This is a genomic window from Streptomyces ficellus (assembly GCF_030406405.1).
GTDB classification, from domain to species: Bacteria; Actinomycetota; Actinomycetes; order Streptomycetales; family Streptomycetaceae; genus Streptomyces; species Streptomyces ficellus_B.
Genome location: NZ_JAUEPL010000018.1, coordinates 1 through 16,503, shown reverse-complemented (window position 1 = coordinate 16,503; position 16,503 = coordinate 1). Strand labels below are relative to the sequence as shown.

15 protein-coding genes and 1 pseudogene are annotated in these 16,503 nt (G+C 71.6%); 9 read left to right on the top strand and 7 right to left on the bottom strand.

The window, feature by feature from the left end; translation table 11 throughout:
- Positions 1–68: 68 nt before the first annotated feature.
- The 4 genes from QWM81_RS14150 to QWM81_RS14135 are packed head-to-tail and all read right to left on the bottom strand — an operon-like array spanning position 69 to position 4,287.
- A complete protein-coding gene (locus QWM81_RS14150) occupies positions 69–1,097 on the bottom strand; it encodes a LacI family DNA-binding transcriptional regulator (protein ID WP_290112248.1) in 1,029 nt (342 codons plus the stop codon).
- A gap of 27 nt (positions 1,098–1,124) precedes the next feature.
- The gene (locus QWM81_RS14145; RefSeq protein WP_290112247.1) at positions 1,125–2,042 is read right to left on the bottom strand and encodes a carbohydrate ABC transporter permease; all 918 of its coding nucleotides are present in this window, start codon (positions 2,040–2,042) and stop codon (positions 1,125–1,127) included.
- A complete protein-coding gene (locus QWM81_RS14140; RefSeq protein WP_290112246.1) occupies positions 2,039–2,980 on the bottom strand; it encodes a carbohydrate ABC transporter permease in 942 nt (313 codons plus the stop codon). The genes QWM81_RS14145 and QWM81_RS14140 overlap by 4 nt, the downstream gene beginning before the upstream one ends.
- Positions 2,977–4,287 carry an ABC transporter substrate-binding protein gene (locus QWM81_RS14135; RefSeq protein WP_290112245.1) on the bottom strand — a complete coding sequence of 437 codons (1,311 nt, stop codon included), beginning with the start codon at positions 4,285–4,287 and terminating at the stop codon, positions 2,977–2,979. Before QWM81_RS14135 ends, QWM81_RS14140 begins: the two co-directional genes overlap by 4 nt.
- Before the next feature lie 195 nt (positions 4,288–4,482).
- Here QWM81_RS14135 and QWM81_RS14130 point away from each other — a divergent pair, with 195 nt between their 5' ends.
- From QWM81_RS14130 to QWM81_RS14090, 9 genes and pseudogenes are all read left to right on the top strand, one after another.
- Positions 4,483–6,513 carry a beta-galactosidase gene (locus tag QWM81_RS14130; RefSeq protein ID WP_290112244.1) on the top strand — a complete coding sequence of 677 codons (2,031 nt, stop codon included), beginning with the start codon at positions 4,483–4,485 and terminating at the stop codon, positions 6,511–6,513.
- Between the two features lie 164 nt (positions 6,514–6,677).
- Positions 6,678–8,252: a glycosyl hydrolase 53 family protein gene (locus QWM81_RS14125; protein ID WP_290112243.1), complete on the top strand. Its 1,575-nt coding sequence runs from the start codon at positions 6,678–6,680 to the stop codon at positions 8,250–8,252.
- A gap of 164 nt (positions 8,253–8,416) precedes the next feature.
- The gene (locus QWM81_RS14120; protein ID WP_290112242.1) at positions 8,417–9,631 is read left to right on the top strand and encodes a right-handed parallel beta-helix repeat-containing protein; all 1,215 of its coding nucleotides are present in this window, start codon (positions 8,417–8,419) and stop codon (positions 9,629–9,631) included.
- Positions 9,632–9,750: 119 nt separating this feature from the next.
- On the top strand, positions 9,751–10,434 hold the full coding sequence (locus QWM81_RS14115) for a TNT domain-containing protein (protein WP_290112241.1): 684 nt from the start codon (positions 9,751–9,753) through the stop codon (positions 10,432–10,434).
- A gap of 8 nt (positions 10,435–10,442) precedes the next feature.
- Positions 10,443–10,685: a hypothetical protein gene (locus QWM81_RS14110; RefSeq protein ID WP_290112240.1), complete on the top strand. Its 243-nt coding sequence runs from the start codon at positions 10,443–10,445 to the stop codon at positions 10,683–10,685.
- A 162-nt stretch (positions 10,686–10,847) separates the two neighbouring features.
- A complete protein-coding gene (locus tag QWM81_RS14105) occupies positions 10,848–12,017 on the top strand; it encodes a site-2 protease family protein (protein WP_290112239.1) in 1,170 nt (389 codons plus the stop codon).
- 100 nt (positions 12,018–12,117) lie between these two features.
- Positions 12,118–12,534, top strand: a complete 417-nt coding sequence (locus QWM81_RS14100; protein WP_290112238.1) for a CBS domain-containing protein — start codon at positions 12,118–12,120, stop codon at positions 12,532–12,534.
- Positions 12,535–12,634: 100 nt separating this feature from the next.
- Positions 12,635–12,814 (top strand): annotated as a pseudogene (locus QWM81_RS14095) (SDR family NAD(P)-dependent oxidoreductase); the annotation flags it as partial.
- Positions 12,815–12,992: 178 nt separating this feature from the next.
- Positions 12,993–13,892, top strand: a complete 900-nt coding sequence (locus tag QWM81_RS14090; RefSeq protein WP_290112237.1) for a bifunctional helix-turn-helix transcriptional regulator/GNAT family N-acetyltransferase — start codon at positions 12,993–12,995, stop codon at positions 13,890–13,892.
- 236 nt (positions 13,893–14,128) lie between these two features.
- Here QWM81_RS14090 and QWM81_RS14085 read toward each other — a convergent pair whose 3' ends face one another.
- From QWM81_RS14085 to QWM81_RS14075, 3 genes are all read right to left on the bottom strand, one after another.
- Positions 14,129–14,914, bottom strand: a complete 786-nt coding sequence (locus QWM81_RS14085) for an alpha/beta fold hydrolase (protein WP_290112236.1) — start codon at positions 14,912–14,914, stop codon at positions 14,129–14,131.
- A gap of 58 nt (positions 14,915–14,972) precedes the next feature.
- The gene (locus QWM81_RS14080; RefSeq protein ID WP_290112334.1) at positions 14,973–16,175 is read right to left on the bottom strand and encodes a thiolase family protein; all 1,203 of its coding nucleotides are present in this window, start codon (positions 16,173–16,175) and stop codon (positions 14,973–14,975) included.
- An 8-nt stretch (positions 16,176–16,183) separates the two neighbouring features.
- The coding region (locus QWM81_RS14075; RefSeq protein WP_290112235.1) for a CoA-transferase at positions 16,184–16,503 on the bottom strand (320 nt) is incomplete at its 5' end.

Genomic DNA, 16,503 nt, shown 5'->3' with positions numbered 1-16,503 from the left:
ATTCCCTCGCCGTCATCGCCGCTCGCTCAACAAGCGCTCGGTGCACAGTACTTCGTCCGGCCGGCCGGTCAGGCGGATTCCCTGCGCACCAGTTCGGTGGGGAGGATGACGGCGGCCGGGTCGTCCCCCTTGATGCGGCCGAGCAGCATCCGGACCATCTCGCTGCTGATCCGCTCCCACGGCTGGCGGACCGTGGTGAGCGCGGGCCGGGTGGACAGCGCCGCCGGCGAGTCGTCGAACCCGCCGACGGCCACGTCGTCCGGCACCCGCCGCCCCGCGCGGGTCAGGGCGTTGAGGACGCCGTGGGCCATGAGGTCGGACGCCACGAACACCGCGTCGACGTCGGGTGCCCGCTCCAGCAGCAGATCGGCCGCCGTCTCGCCGCTGGCCCGGCTGTAGTCGCCCGCCACGATGAGCGACTCGTCGACGGGCAGCCCGCACTCGGCCAGCACATCGCGGTACCCGGCGAGGCGGTCGATCCCGCCGGGGGTGTCCGGCGGGCCGGTCACCGTGGCGATGCGGCGGCGCCCGGACTCGTACAGGTGGCGCACCATCGACCGTGCCCCGTCCCGGTCGTCCGCCGCGACATAGCCGACCTTCGCCTTCTGCCCGAGCGGCTTGCCGCAGGCGACGACGGGGACCCCGGCCGCGTCCAGCTCGCTGCCGACCGGGTCGCCGGAGTGGCTGGAGACGAGCAGGACGCCGTCGACGTGCCCGGCGCGGATGTAGCGGAGGTTGCGCCGCCGTTCGGCCTCGGTGCCCGCGATCATGAGCAGCAGCGGAATGTCCTGGGCGGCCAGCGCCTGGGTGCAGGCGCGCAGCAGCACATTGAAGTTGGGGTCCTCGAAGAACCGCTCCTGCGGCTCGGTCAGCAGGAAGGCGACCGAGTCGGACTTGCCGGTGATCAGGGAGCGGGCGTGCCGGTTGACGACGTAACCGGTCCTGCGGATCGCGGCGTTGACGGCGGCCTGTGCCGAAGGGCTGACGTAGTGCCCGCCGTTCAGCACCCGTGAGACGGTGCCGCGTGAGACGCCCGCCTCGCGCGCCACGTCGTGGATGGTCACCGAGCGCCGTTTGCCGTCCGTACCGCGGTTCATGACTGTCTGTCTCCTCTTCCCCTGCCGTCAGGACTTTACGGCCCCGGAGAGCAGGTCGAGGCTCCAGAACCGTTGGATGACGAGGAAGAGGGCGATGAGCGGCGCGATCGCCAGCAGGGCGCCGGTGATCACCAGTGTGTAGAGGGCGGGTGTGTTGGAGCCCTGGGCAAGCAGGGTGAACAGGCCGACCGTCATCGGGAACTTGGTGTCGTCGCCGAGCATGATGTACGGCAGGAGGAAGTTGTTCCAGATCGCCACGAACTGGAACAGGAAGATGGTCACCAGGCCGGGAGCCATCATCGGGACGGCGATCCGCAGGAAGATCCGTCCTTCGCCGGCGCCGTCCATCCGGCCCGCCTCGATGAGCTCCGCGGGGATGGCGGCCCGCGCGTAGATCCGGCCGAGGTAGACGCCGTACGGGGAGAGGATCAGCGGCAACAGCACGGACAGACGGGTGTCCGCCATGCCCGCCTCCGCCATCAGCAGGTACTGCGGGATGGCGAGGATGACGGGCGGCACGAGCACGCCCGCGAGGATCACGTGGAAGACGGTCTCGCGGCCCCTGAAGCGGTACATGGCCAGGGCGTAGCCCGCGCACGCCGAGACGGCCGTGGACAGGACGGCGCCCAGGCCGGCGTACAGCAGGGAGTTGGCCATCCACTGCCAGTAGACGCCGTCGCGGTGGGCGCTCAGGTCCGTGACGTTGCCGGTGAATCCGGTGCCGGGCAGGAAGCTGAAGGTGGAGAACAGCTCCGTACCGGACTTGGTGGACGCCACGAGGACCCAGGCGACCGGCAGCAGGCAGTACAGCGCGCCGAGGGCGAGGACCGCGGTCGGCAGCAGAGCGGTGCGGCGGGGGCGCGGCGGCCCCTGGGCGGTGCCCGGTGTGGTGCCGGCGGCCGGTGGCCGCTTGCGCGCCGACGGGGGCGCGGCGAGCGTGGTCATCGGGTTTCTCCTTGTGCGGTACGGGAGTTGGCGAGCCTCAGCAGGCCGAAGGAGAGGACGAAGGTGGCGGCGGCCAGGACCACCGCGGTGGCGGAGGCCGCGTGGATGTTCCCGTTGACGAAGGCGTCGTTGTAGACCTTCATCAGCGGGCTCCAGGTGGTGGAGACGCCGTTGGTGAGGGGCTTGAGCGTGGTGGGTTCGCTGAAGACCTGGAGGGTGGCGATGACCGAGAAGAAGAAGGTCAGCACCAGTGAGGGCGCCACCATCGGGATCTTGACGCGCAGGGCGATCTGCAGCGGTGAGGCGCCGTCCAGTTTCGCCGCCTCGTACACCTCGGCCGGGATGGACCGCAGCGAGGTGTAGATGACGATCATGTTGAAGCCGGTGCCGCCCCAGACAGCGATGTTGGCGAGGGACAGGAAGAGCGGGCCGCCGTCGAGGAGGTCGGGCCCGGGCAGCCCCAGCCGGTCGAGGGCGTAGTGGAAGGGGCTGACGTCGGGCAGGTAGAGGAAGCCCCACAACAGGGCGGCGATGACTCCGGGGATCGCGTACGGAAGGAAGATCGCGAGCCTGGAGAAGGAGCGGGCGCGGACCCGTTCGCTGTCCAGGAGCAGGGCGAACAGCAGCGCGAGGCCGAGCATGACGGGCACCACGATGGCGCCGTAGCCAAGGACGCGCAGGGCTCCGTGGCCGAGTTCGGCGTCCGTGAGGGTGGCGGTGTAGTTCTCCAGGCCCGCCCACACCTCCTGGCGGGCTCCCTTGCCGAGGCCCAGGCCGCTGATCTCGATCTTGCGGAGGCTGAGCCAGAGCGCGTACCCGATGGGGAGGGCGAAGAAGAGGGCGAAGAGGACGACGGCCGGGGCGAGGAAGCCGTACGGGGCGGCTTTGACCCCGTACGCCGTGCCGCGCCTGCGCGCCGCGCGGTGGTTCGTGGTCACGGAGCGACCTCGAAGCCCTGCTTCTTCAGGTCCGCCACGGTGGCGTCCTGCATCCCGGTGAGGGCCGCGCCGAAGCCGGACCTGGCCTTGGCGGCCGCGCCGAACCGGTCCTTGAAGGCGGCGTAGGCGACATTGACGTTGGGGCCCCAGGAGGAGGGGGCGGTCGTCTTGGCGATCTCGGCCGCACGGGTGTAGAAGTCCGGCTGGTTGGCGAAGAAGTCGGGGGCCTTGGCGAGCGCGTCACCGGTCTGGGCGGTGGTGGCGGCGGGGTAGATGCCTCCTTCCCTCACGAGGGCGTTCAGGGCCTCGGGGTCGGTGTTCAGCCAGGTGGCGAACGTGGCCGCGGCGGCCTTGTGGTCGGAGTCGTTGGTGACGGCGGTGCTGGAGCCGCCCCAGCTGCCGGTGGCGTTCTGCCCCTTGGTCCACTGCGGGAGCGGGGCCATGGCCCACTTGCCCTTGGTGTCGGGTGCGGCGGTGGTCAGCGTGCCCGGCGCCCAGACGGCGCTCACCCACGCGATCTGCTTGCCGGTGTTCAGGGCCTTGTTCCACGCGGGGGTGTACATCGGCTGGTTGTCGACGGCGCCTTCCGCGACCAGGCCGCCCCAGAAGTCGGCGACCTTGCGGGTGGCGGGGTCGTCGATGGCGACCTTCCACTTCTCGCCGTCGATGGCCCACCACCTGGCACCGGCCTGCTGGGCGAGACCGGCGAACAGGCCGGCGTCATTGGAGGAGAACGTGGTCAGCGCCTTGTCGGGCGCCTTCTTCTTCAGCGCGCGGGCGGTCCGGGCGAACTCGTCCCAGGTGGTGGGGACGGTCAGTCCGTACTGCGTGAACAGGTCGGCGCGGTAGTAGAACATCATCGGTCCGGAGTCCTGGGGCACCGCGTAGACGGCGTCGGTCCCCAGCGTGGTCTGCTGCCAGACGCCGGGGGCGAACTTGCCCTTGGCGTCGCCGACTTCGCCCGATATATCGGCGAGGACGTCATTGGTCACCAGTGTGGGCAGCGCCTGGTACTCGGCCTGTACGAGGTCGGGGGCCTGGTGCGCCTTGGCCGCAGTGATGATCTTGGTGACGAGGTCGTCGCCTGACGCCTGCTTGCGGACGGTGACCTTGATGTCCGGGTTCTTCTTGTTCCAGAGGTCGGCCACCTTGTCCATGCCGGGCGCCCAGGCCCAGTAGGTCAGGGAGACGGGGCCGGAATCCGCCGCACGGTCGCCGCCGGACGAGCCGCAGGCGGTGAGCGCCGAGGCGCCGAGGGCGACAGCGGTCGCGGTGGCCGCGAGGCGGCGGTGGAGCAGGTGGGACATGGGTGCTTCTCCCTGACCGAAGGGGCCTTCCGTTCCGACGCGGAGGCCAGCCATGCATCTGTGAGCGTTCACAGTAGAGAAACGTTCCAGACACTTGTCAATGCTTGTTCGTGTGCGGTTATGTTGCGTTGCCGCATCGATCTGGGTGTGTGCACGTTCCCACAACGCCCCACTGAGACGCTTCAGGAGAGATTCATGCCGGATACCCCGGAGACCACTTCGCCGGGCAAGCCCCGGCTCGCCTTCGGCGGGGACTACAACCCCGAGCAGTGGCCCGAGTCCGTCTGGCAGGAGGACGTCCGGCTGATGCGCGAGGCCGGCGTCACGATGGTGAGCGTCGGCATCTTCTCCTGGGCGCTCCTCGAACCGGAGCCCGGCGCCTACGACTTCGGGTGGCTGGACAGGGTCCTGGACCTGTTGCACAAGCACGGCGTCCGCGTCGACCTCGGTACGCCCACGGTGGCGCCGCCCGCCTGGTTCTACCGGGCCCACCCCGACGCGCTGCCCGTCAACCGCGAGGGGGTGCGGTACGCCTTCGGCTCACGCGCGGCCATCTGTCACAGCAACCCCGCCTACCGCGAGGCCGCGGCCGCCGTCACCACCGCGCTCGCCCGGCGCTACGCCCGGCACCCGGCACTCGCCCTGTGGCACGTCCACAACGAGTACGGGGTGCCCGTCAGCGCCTGCTACTGCGACCACTGCGCCGCGCACTTCCGCCGCTGGCTGGCGGACCGCTACGGCTCCGTGGACGCGCTCAACGAGGCGTGGGGAACGGCGTTCTGGGGCCAGCACTACACCTCGTACGACCAGATCGACCCGCCCCGGCTGACCCCGACCGCCGGCAACCCGGCGCACCAGCTGGACTACCGCCGCTTCGCGGACGCCACCATGCGCGAGAACTTCCGCATGGAGCGCGACATCCTGCACCGGCTCGCCCCCGGCGTGCCCGTCACCACCAACTTCATGACCGCGCTCAGCCAGTGCGACTCGGTGGACTACTGGGCCTGGGGCCGCGAGGTCGACCTGGTCACCAACGACCACTACCTGATCACCGACGGCCGCCGTACGCACGTCAACCTGGCCATGGCCGCCGACCTCACCCGCTCCGTCGCGGGCGGCGCGCCCTGGCTCCTCCTGGAGCACTCCACCAGCGGCGTCAACTGGCAGCCGCACAACCCCGCCAAGCGCCCGGGCGAGATGGCCCGCAACTCCCTCGCCCACGTGGCCCGCGGCTCGGAGGGGGCCATGTTCTTCCAGTGGCGCCAGTCCCGGCGCGGCGCCGAGAAGTTCCACTCCTCGATGCTGCCGCACGCGGGCACCGATTCCCGCGTCTGGCGCGAGGTGGTGCGGCTGGGTGCCGACATCGGCTCACTGGCCGCGCTGCGGGGGACGCGTACCGTCGCCGACGTGGCCATGGTGTGGGACTGGCACTCGTGGTGGGCGCAGAGCCTGGAGTGGCGTCCCAGCCGGGACCTCGACGCCCGTGAGCGCGCGGACAGCTTCTACGAGACGCTCTACGACCGGCACCTGACCGTCGACTTCGCGCACCCCGAGGCCGATCTGTCGGGCTACCCGCTGGTCGTCGTGCCGGCGCTGTACCTCGCCACCGAAGAGGCGGGACGCAATCTGCGCCGATACGTCGAGGGTGGCGGCACCCTGGTCGTCTCCTGCTTCTCCGGCATCGTCGACGAACACGACGCCGTGCACCCCGGCGCCTACCCGGGCGCGCTGCGCGACGTGCTCGGCCTGACCGTCGAGGAGTGGTCGCCGCTGGGCGAGGGCGAGGCCGTCCGGATCACCGGCCCGGGCGGCGCTTCGCTGGAGGCGGACGTGTGGACCGAGTTCGTGGTGCCGCGCGGGGCGCAGACCGTGTGGACGTACGCCAACGGGCCTGCCGCCGGTGGCCCCGCCGTCACCCGTCACCGCCTGGGCCGGGGCACCGCCTGGTACGTCTCGACCCGCCTGGGTGCCAAGGCGCTGGACACGGTGATCGACACCGCCTGCGAGGACGCCGGCATCGAGCCCCGTACCGAACTGCCCACGGATGTCGAGGTGGTACGCCGCTGCGGCGACGGCGGCGAGTACCTCTTCGCCATCAACCACACCACGGACGACGCCAAGGTGCCGCTGCCCGGGCCGGGAACCGAGCTGCTCGCCGGTGAACACGCCGCCGGACACCTCACCGTCCCGGCGGGCGGCGTCAGGGTCGTACGGCTTGATGCCTGACGCCTCTCTGAGTGTGTGATCCGGCCCGACCCCGGCTCTCAGATGCCTGGCCCCCGCTTGATGCCCGACCCCCTCATCGCTTCCGGGGGCGGCCGCACCGCCGGCCGTCCCCGGGCGCACCGCACCGCCCTCCCCCGCCCGCCCCCGTCGAAGGGACATCGACGATGCACGCACCACCCCGTCACCACCGCCTGCGCGGCCTCCTGCGAGCCGCCTGCCTGCCCGCGCTCGCCGCCTTGCTGATCACCGCGCTGCCCGCCCGGCAGGCCACCGCCGCCGCCACCCTCACCAACAGCGGTTTCGAGTCGGGTACGTCCGGCTGGTCGACCTACTCCGCCGCCGGCCAGAACGCCGCCTCGTACGTCGAGGCGGGCGGACACAGCGGCGCGAGCCGCCTCGCCCACTGGTCGTCCACCGCGTACAAGGTGGAGACGTACCAGTACCTGTCGGGGCTGGCCAACGGCAGCTACACGCTCAGCGCCTGGGTCCGCTCCAGCGGCGGCCAGAACGCCGCGTACCTGGCCCTGCGCAACTGCGGCTCGGCCGAACAGCGCACCGATCTGCCCCCGACCCCCAACGGGAAGTGGATACGCGTGGTCACCTCCGTCACGGTGACCGGCGGTCAGTGCACCGTCAGCATCAACTCGGACGCCAGGGCCGGGAACTGGATCAACGTCGACGATCTGACCTTCTCCCCCGGTTCGACCGGGCTCAGCGTCAGGGGCGCCGACGTCTCGATGCTGAAGAAGAGCGAGGACCTCGGCGGGGTCTACCGCACCAGCGCGGGCACCGCCGGTGACGCACTGGCGATCCTGAAGTCCGCGGGGACCAACTACGGACGGCTCAAGGTCTGGGTGGACCCGGCCGACGGCTACAGCGACAAGCCGCGCGTCCTGCAGATGGCGCAGCGCATCAAAAGCCAGGGCATGAAGCTGCTGGTCGACTTCCACTACTCCGACATCTGGGCGGACCCGGGCGCCCAGACCAAGCCCGCCGCCTGGGCGTCCCACTCCTACAGCCAGCTCCGTACGGATGTGTACGACCACACGTACGACGTGCTGAACGCCCTCAAGGCCCAGGGCACCACCGCCGACATGGTGCAGATCGGCAACGAGATCAACACCGGCCTGCTGTGGCCCGAGGGCTCGACCGACAACTGGCAGCAGACCGCCGGGCTCCTGAAGTCCGGTATCTCCGCGGCCAAGGCCGTCTCCTCCTCCACGCGGATCGCCCTGCACCTCGCGCACGGCGGTGACAACGGCCTCTACCGCTGGTGGTTCGACAACGCCACCGCGCAGGGCGTGACCTTCGACGTCATCGCCCTGTCCTTCTACGGGTACTGGCACGGCGCGCTGTCCGACCTCCAGACCAACCTGGACGACATCTCGGCCCGTTACGGCAAGCCGGTCGTGGTCGCGGAGACGGCGTACCCCTTCCGGCTGGACAGCGAGGACAGCCACGAGAACATCATCGACCTTCCCGGTGAGCTCGTCCCCGGCTATCCGGCGAGCCCGGCCGGGCAGGCGGCGTGGCTGCGCGATGTGATGACCGTCGTCGAAGCCGTACCGAACCGCCGCGGCCTGGGCGTCATCTACTGGGACCCCACCTGGACGGCCGTCACGGGCAACGGCTGGGACCCGACTGATCCCTCCTCCGGCAACGGCTGGGAGAACCAGGCCCTGTTCGACTACGGCGACCGGCTTCTCCCGGCGGCGAACTGGCTGGGCGGCCACCGCTGAGCGTGGTGCGGGGGGGCCTGCCCGGACCCACCCGGGTGCGGCCCGGGTGCGGCCCGGGTGGAGTCCCCCCTTTACGCACGGCGCGCGGGCGGCAACCTTCCCCGTCCGGGCGGTCACTTACCGGTGACGGCCATGGTGGAACGGAACGGACAGCGGGAGGGCGTATGCGCCGGTCAGGCGTGTGGGCGGGAGCGGTGCTGGGCACCGTCGTGACGGCGGCGGCGGTCGTGGTGGCCGTGCCGGACGGGGCGGTGGCCGCCACGCCGACCCTCGTGGTGGCGGTGACCGGCGACGACGCGGCGCCCGGGACGCTCGCGCGTCCGCTGCGGACCATTCAGGCGGCCGTGGACCGGGCGAGGCCGGGTGACGTCATCGCGGTACGGGGCGGCCGGTACGCCCTCGCGGACAACATCACCATCACCACGTCCGGCACCGCGTCCCAGCCGATCTCGCTGGGCGCCTACCCGGGTGAGCGGGTGGTCATCGACGGCGAGAGGCTGCCCGCCAGCCACACCCCGGTCGGCGGCAGCATTCCGCGCGCCGAGCGCGGGGCCGTCCACCAGGAGGCCTCGCACTGGCGGGTGTCCGACCTGGAGATCGTCAACGGCCCGTACGGCTACTACTGCGACGGCTGCGACGACAACGTCTTCGCGCGGCTCGTCACGCACGACAACTACGAGTCGGGTTTCCAGCTCCAGGGCGCTTCCAGCCGCAACCTGATCCTCGACCTCGACAGCTACGGCAACCGCGACCCGCGCAAGAACGGTGAGAGCGCGGACGGCCTGGCCATCAAGGAGGGCAGCGGGACGGGCAACGTGGTCAGGGGCGCCCGGCTGTGGAACAACGTCGACGACGGCTTCGACGCCTGGAAGTTCGCCTCACCGGTCCTGATCGAGAACACCGTCGTGTACGGCAATGGCGTCAACCGCTGGGACTTCCCCGACTTCGCGGGCGACGGCAACGGCTTCAAGCTCGGCGGCGGCAGCCCCGCCCCGGCCGTGGCGCACACCGTACGCAACAGCGTCGCGTTCAAGAACGCGGCACACGGCATCACCGACAACGGCAACCCGGGTGCCCTCGCCCTGACCCGGAACACCACCTTCCGCAATGCCCGCACGGGGTTCGACGCCGATGGCCCGGGATCGCGTGCCGTGCTCACCGGGAACCTGTCGGTGGTGGACGGGCGGGCCGTCGCCCTCGGCTCGTCCACCGTCTCCAGCGGCAACTCCTGGAACCTGGGCGGTACGTGGGGCGAGTCCTCCGTGCTGAGCACGGACACGAGCACGATCACGAGTCCCCGCCGCCCGGACGGCTCCCTGCCGTCCGCTCCGTCCTTCCTCGTCCCGCGTGCCGGCACGTCGATCGGGGCGCGCCTGTGACCGGACGGCCCGGGCGGGCAGGTCGGCCGGAAACCGCTCCCTGATCGGGCCGCAGAGGCGTACACGGTTCACTACGCTGCGTCAACACTATTGGCTCGGCATCCGAGGAGCAACGCGACGTGAACCGTCTTCGCGCCGTCCTGTCCGCACTGGCCCTGACCGTCGCCGCACTGTCAGCGCCCACCCCAGCCGTCGCCGCTCCCGCCGACGACACCCGGCGGCAGCGTCCCGCCGTGTGCAGCGGTGAGTTCCAGGGCGATGCCCGGCTGGGCCCGAAGTACCTGCCGCGCCCGTCGGAGCATCCGGTGGGGCCGCTGCTCAAGGGGTACAAGCGCACCGGCGGCCTGTCGCCGAAGGCATTTCTGGCCACGTACTGGAAGGAGGAGGGGCCCGGCGGTCCGGCCGGCTGGAAGTACCCGCCCAACGACGGGTTCGCCGAGGTCAACGGCAGGGTCGACAAGCACGTGGAGATCCTCCAACCGGGCGAGGTTCTCGACCGGTTCGGTTCCGAGTACGGTTCCTACCTCGCCCCGGCCGGGGACGCGTACGCCAAGCGGGCGCTGCCGCCGCAGAACCTCAACACGCGCGAGCCGGCGTTCCCCTGCGACTACCGCCGGTACACCGTCAAGCGGCCGTTCCCGGTGTGGGAGGGCGGCATCGCCCCCTGGTTCGCGCAGCCCGGCGGCGGCCGGCAGATCAAGCTGGACGCCGCGCTGCTGAACCCGGGGCAGGGCGAGCGCCTGAACGTCAAGTGGCTGCTGGCCGAGGGCTATCTCGCCCCGGCGACGCGGTCGTCGCGGTAGTCCCGGCTGTGAACCGCCGCGCCCTGCATGCCGCGCTGCGCGCCCGGGGCGTGGCGGACGGCCATTACTTCATCGAAGGGGTCCACGAGCCCCGGCCCCTTCCGCCGGACTTCCTGTACGTACGCCGCGCGCCGCACGCTCCCGGCGTGTGGGAGGCGGGAGCGTACGAACGCGGGGTATGGGAAGCGGTCACGCACCGATCCGACGAGGCGGAGGCCTGCGCGGACTTGCTGCGGCTGCTCACCGGGTGAGGGCCCGGCGGCGTTCGCGGTGATCGGCGCCCTCGCCGAGGTCGTCGTAGGCCGGTTTGTTGCCGTGGGCTGAGGCCGGGGTAGGCGTATCCCAGGAGTCCGGCTCCCGCCCGAGGGGGGCAGGTTCCGCCCGGTCACCGTAGGCAAGCAGCGGAGGCACACGTGAAGGCAACGTTCACGCTGGGTCGGATCGCCGGGGTACGGGTGGCGGTCAACTGGAGCGTCGTCGTCATCTTCTGGCTCGTGACCGTCAGTCTCGCTGAGGGACGGCTCGCCCATGCCTACCCCGGTTACTCCACGGCGACCTACTGGGGGCTCGGGTTCGCGGTGGCCGTGGTGTTCGTCGCGTCGATCCTGGCGCATGAGCTGGCGCACGCGGTCGTCGCCCGGCGCAACGGCATCGAGGTCGAGGACATGACGCTGTGGATGCTCGGCGGCGTCGCCCGGCTGAAGAGTGAGGCCCGCACCCCGGGCGCGGAGCTCCGCATCGCCGGGGTGGGCCCGCTGACCAGTGTCCTGCTCGGGATCCTCTTCGGCCTGCTCGCCGGCTGGCTGGGGGTGCTGGCGGTACCCGGACCGGTGGTGGAGGCCGTGGCGTGGCTGGCGGGGATCAACATCCTGCTGGCGCTGTTCAACAGCATCCCCGCCGCTCCCCTCGACGGGGGCAGGCTGCTGCGCGCGGCGCTGTGGAAGTTCACCGGCAACCCCCTGCGGGCGGCCGTGATCGCGGCGGCCGCCGGGCGCGGCTTCGGGTGGCTGCTGGTGATCTACGGCTTCGCCTCCATGCTGGTCACGGGCGACTTCTCGGGGCTGTGGACGGCCCTGATCGGCGGGTTCATGATCGCGGCGGCCACCGCGGAGGGCCAGCAGGCGCAGCTGCGCGGCACGCTCGCCGGGATCACGGTGCGCCAGGTCATGACGCCCGACCCGGTGACCGTGCCCGCCGCGACGACCGTCGAGCAGTTCCTCGCCGCCGCCCCGTTCGGCCACTACCGCCACACGGCGTTCCCCGTGGTCGGACCCGACGGGACGCCGGTGGGTCTGGTGACGGCCGCCAGAATCGACCGGACCCCTTCGCCGCAGCGGGCGACGACCACGCTCGGCGAGGTGATGTGCCCCATCGGCGAGGCCGCCACCGCATCCCCCGACGAGCCCGTCAGCGACGTCCTGCCGCGCCTGGAAGCGGCCGGTGAACGCCGTGTCCTGGTCCTGGACCCGGCGGGCGGCCGCCTGCTCGGCATCGTCTCGCACTCCGACATCAACCGCGCCATCACCTGGCTCGCGGCCGCGCGGGGGACAGCACGGACCGATGACCGCGGTGAGGCACGTTAGTGGAGCTGGGCTGCGGGAACCCGTAACGCGTCAACGCCCGGAGTGACATGACCCCAGGTCACCACCGGGCCCAGAGCTCACAGGAGGGACACGTCACACGATGACGACGGCACGACAGATCATGACCAGCGGCGCGGAGTGCGTCGGAGCCGAGGAGAGCGTGCTGGACGCCGCGAAGAAGATGACGCGGCTCGGCGTCGGCGCACTGCCGATCTGCGGAACGGACGACAAGCTCAAGGGCATGCTCACCGACCGCGACATCGTGGTGAAGGTCCTCGGCGCCGGCAAGGATCCGTCCACGTGCAAGGCCGGGGAGCTGGCGCAGGGCGAAGCCGTCACGATCGGCGCCGACGACGAGGCGGAGGAAATCCTGCGCACGATGGTCGAGCACAAGGTGCGCCGCCTGCCGGTCATCGACGGACACAAGCTCGTCGGCATGGTCGCCCAGGCCGACGTCGCCCGCGCGCTGCCGGCCCCCAAGACCGGCGATCTCCTGCAGGCGCTGTCCACGGACTGACACCCCATCCGCTTGCGAAGGCCCCGGCCGGTTCGACCGGCCGGGGCCTTCGCGACCCGCGGCCACCACCGGTTGTCGCCGCGCACCTAGGGTGTCGGCCATGGAGAAGCAGCACAAAGTCACGGTCGTCACCGGGGGGAGCCGCGGCATCGGCGCCGCGATCTGTCTCAGGCTGGCGGCTGACGGACATGACGTGGTGATCGGCTACCGCTCCGACCGGGAGGCGGCGCAGGGCGTGGCCGCGGCGGTGCGGGACACCGGACGCCGGGCCCTGGCCGTGGCCGGGCAGCCGGCCGAGATCGCGGGGGCGGTGTCGTGGCTGCTGTCCGACGACGCCTCCTACGCGACGGGAGCAGTGCTGCGGGTGGCCGGGGGCATGTAGCCCGGCAGCGGAGCCCGGGTCCATGCAGTGGCCTGCCCTCTGGCCCCGCACCAGATTATCTGACTAGAGTCAGAGAATGGATGCGACGCAGATCGATCACGTACGACGGTTCACCCGCACCGTCACCGAACGCGTGGGTGTGCTCCATGAGCACTACCTGGGCCGCGAACGGCCTGTCGGAGAGGCGCGGCTGCTCTGGGAGATCGGCGAGCGGGGGCAGGACGTACGGCGGTTGCGCGAGCGGCTCGGGCTCGACTCGGGGTACGTCAGCCGACTGCTGCGCTCCCTGGAGCGCGACGGCCTGGTGACGGTGGAGCCGCGGCCCCAGGACCGGCGGGTGCGCACCGTCAAGCTCACCGAGGCGGGCCGCGCGGAACGCGCCACGCTCGACCGTCGCAGCGACGAGCTGGCCGGCTCGCTGCTGGCGCCGCTCAACACCGTCCAGCGCGCCCGGCTGGTCGCCGCCATGGCGGAGGTCGACCGGCTGCTGACCGCCGCGACGGTCACGCTGGACGCCGTCGATCCCGGCCATCCCGACGCCCAGCACTGCCTACGGGCCTACTTCACCGAGTTGCAGGAGCGCTTCGAGACCGGCTTCGATCCCGCGCGGAGCCTGCTGCCCAACGCGGGCGACCTCCGGCCGCCGCACGGCCTGTTCCTGGTCGCCCGGCTCCACGGCGAGCCCATCGGGTGCGCCGGGCTGAAACTGCCGGCCGGCGCCCCGCCCGAGATCAAACGCATGTGGGTGGCTCCGCACGCCCGGGGTCTCGGCGTGGCCCGCCGGCTCCTGGCCGAGCTGGAGGCGCGGGCCGCCGAGCACGGCCGCGACGTACTGCGCCTGGACACCAACAAGGCGCTCACCGCCGCGATCGCGCTGTACCACTCCTACGGCTTCCAGGAGGTCGCCGCCTTCAACGACGAGCCGTACGCCCACCACTGGTTCGAGAAGCGGATCACCCGGCCGCCGTCGGAGTGAGGCCGAGGGGACAGCCGGGCCGAGGCGGGTGGTCCACCTCGGCCCCTTCCTGGCCGCCGCTCCCGCCACCGGTGCGCGGCCGCCTTCTCCGGCAACGGGCCCCAGGCGCGCCTGCGCCAGCTGCGCGCTCGCCCATACCCCGGAAGGCCACCTGGGCGACGACGCCCACTGAGCGGAGACATCAGGTCGTACGCGGACCGGGAAATCGCTGCGACGGCTCCGGGCCCCGAGAGGGGTCAGACGTGTGCGCGGAGGTGGGCGATCAGGGCGGTTTCCAGGGCCTCGGGCTGCTCCACGGCGAGGTGCCCTGCGTCCACGACCCGCAAGGTGGCGTGCGGGATGCCGTGCGCGAGTTGCCGGGCGTGGTGCAGGGGGGTGGCGACATCGTGGGAACCGCCGATGACCAGGGTGGGGGCGGTGATCCGGGTCAGGTCCGGGAGGAGGTCGTAGGCCGCGAGGGCGTCGCAGCAGGCCGCGTAACCGGCGGGTGCCGTATCGGCGAGGTTCCGCACCAGGGCTCGGCCATGGGGGGTGAGGGCGGTGCTGGGGTCGGCGAACCATCGGGCGGGGCTGGTGGCGAGCAGCGGCGCGGTGCCCTTGAGCCGTACGAGGGCGGCGCGCTCCCGCCACGGGTCCGCCGGCCCGAAATGGGCGGAGGAGCAGATCAGGGCCAGTGAGGCGACGCGTTCGCGGTGGTGGGCCGCGAGGTGGGCGCCGATGGCTCCGCCGAGGGAGATGCCCGCGTAGTGGAACCGGTGGGTTCCGTAATGATCGGCAAGGGCGAGCACCAGTGCCGCGAGGTCCTCCACCGTGGTGCCGCCCGGCTCCGGATCGCGAAGCACACCGGTCGGGGTGCCGCCGTGGCCCGGCAGGTCGAAGCGCAGGACACGGAAAGCCGGGGCCAGAGCGGGGAGTTGTGCGTCCCACACGGTCATCGACGTGCCCAGGGAGGGGCCGAGGACGAGCAGCGGCGCGTCCGGCGGGCCTGAGACGTGGTGGTGCGGCAATCGGGCGGGCAGCACGGTGGCTCCTATGGCGGTGAGGATACGAGGCTGGGCGCAAGGGGCAGCGGGGGCGCCGTCAGCGTTCGAGGACGAGTGCGAGGCCCTGACCGACACCGATGCAGAGGGTGGCCACGCCGACGCCCGAACCGGCGGCCTTGAGCTGGTGCGCCACGGCGCCGGCGAGGCGTGCCCCGGATGCGCCGAGTGGGTGGCCGATGGCGATGGCTCCCCCGCGCGGGTTGAGGATGGCGGGGTCGAACGCGGGCCACTCGGCGACGCAGCCGAGGACCTGTGCGGCAAAGGCCTCGTTGAGTTCGAGGGTGGTGAGGTCGGCGAAGGTCCTGCCCGCCGTGGCGAGCGCCCGGTTCACGGCCTCGACCGGGCCCAGACCGAAGTAGTGCGGCTCGACCGCCGTGACGGCCGATGCCCGGACACGGGCCAGCGGCTCACGGCCGATGGCCTTCAGGCCCTCCTCGTCCACGAGGAGCAGGGCGGCTGCCCCGTCGTTGAGCGGGGAGGCGTTCCCCGGAGTGACCGTGCCGTCCTGCTTGCGGAACGAGGGCTTCAGCTGTGCCATCGCCTGCGGGGAGGCGTTGCCACGGACGCACTCGTCGCGTGCGACCAGCTCCGGCTCACCCTTGCGCCGCGGGACCTCGACCGGGACGACCTCCGCGTCGTACAGCCCGTCCTTCCAGGCGCGGGAGGCCTTCTCGTGGCTGGCCAGCGCGAAGGCGTCCTGCTGTTCGCGCGTGATGCCGTGCTTCTCGGCGATCAGTTCGGCGCTCTCGCCCAGCGGGACGGTCCACTGGGACGGCAGCCCCGGATTGGTCATGCGCCAGCCGAGCGTGGTGGAGTACAGCTCCTGATGCCCGGCCGGGAAGGGCCGCTCCGGCTTGGGCAGGACCCAAGGGGCGCGGCTCATCGACTCCACGCCGCCCGCCAGGGCGATGGAGATGTCCCCGAGCGCGATGGCCCTGGCGGCCTGAACGACCGCCTCCAGGCCGGATGCGCAGAGGCGGTTGACCGTGACCCCGGGGACCGTGACGGGGAGCCCCGCGAGCAGGGCGGCCATGCGGCCGACGTTGCGGTTCTCCTCGCCGGCGCCGTTGGCGTTGCCGAAGAAGACGTCGCCGACGCGGGCGGGGTCGAGGTCGGGCGTACGGTCGAGCAGGGCCCGCAGGACATGGGCGGCGAGGTCGTCGGGGCGTACGCCGGACAGCGCGCCGCCGTACTTGCCGACAGGGGTGCGGACGGCGTCGACGATGTAGACCTCGCGCAGCTGCCGGGTCATCGGAGGCTCCCTTCGGCGGTCACGGCGGTCACGGTGGTACGGACCTTGGCGGCGGTTTTGTGCTGGATCTCCTCGGCGGTGACGCCGGGGGCGGTTTCCACCAGGAGCAGGCCGTCGTCGGTGACGTCCAGGACCCCGAGGTCGGTGATGATCCGGTGGACACAGGCCCGGCCGGTCAGCGGCAGACCGCACTCCTCCACGATCTTCGCACTGCCGTCCTTCGCGGTATGGGTCATCGTCACGATCACCCGCCGGGCACCATGCACCAGATCCATCGCCCCGCCGATACCGGTCACCAACCTGCCCGGCACCGCCC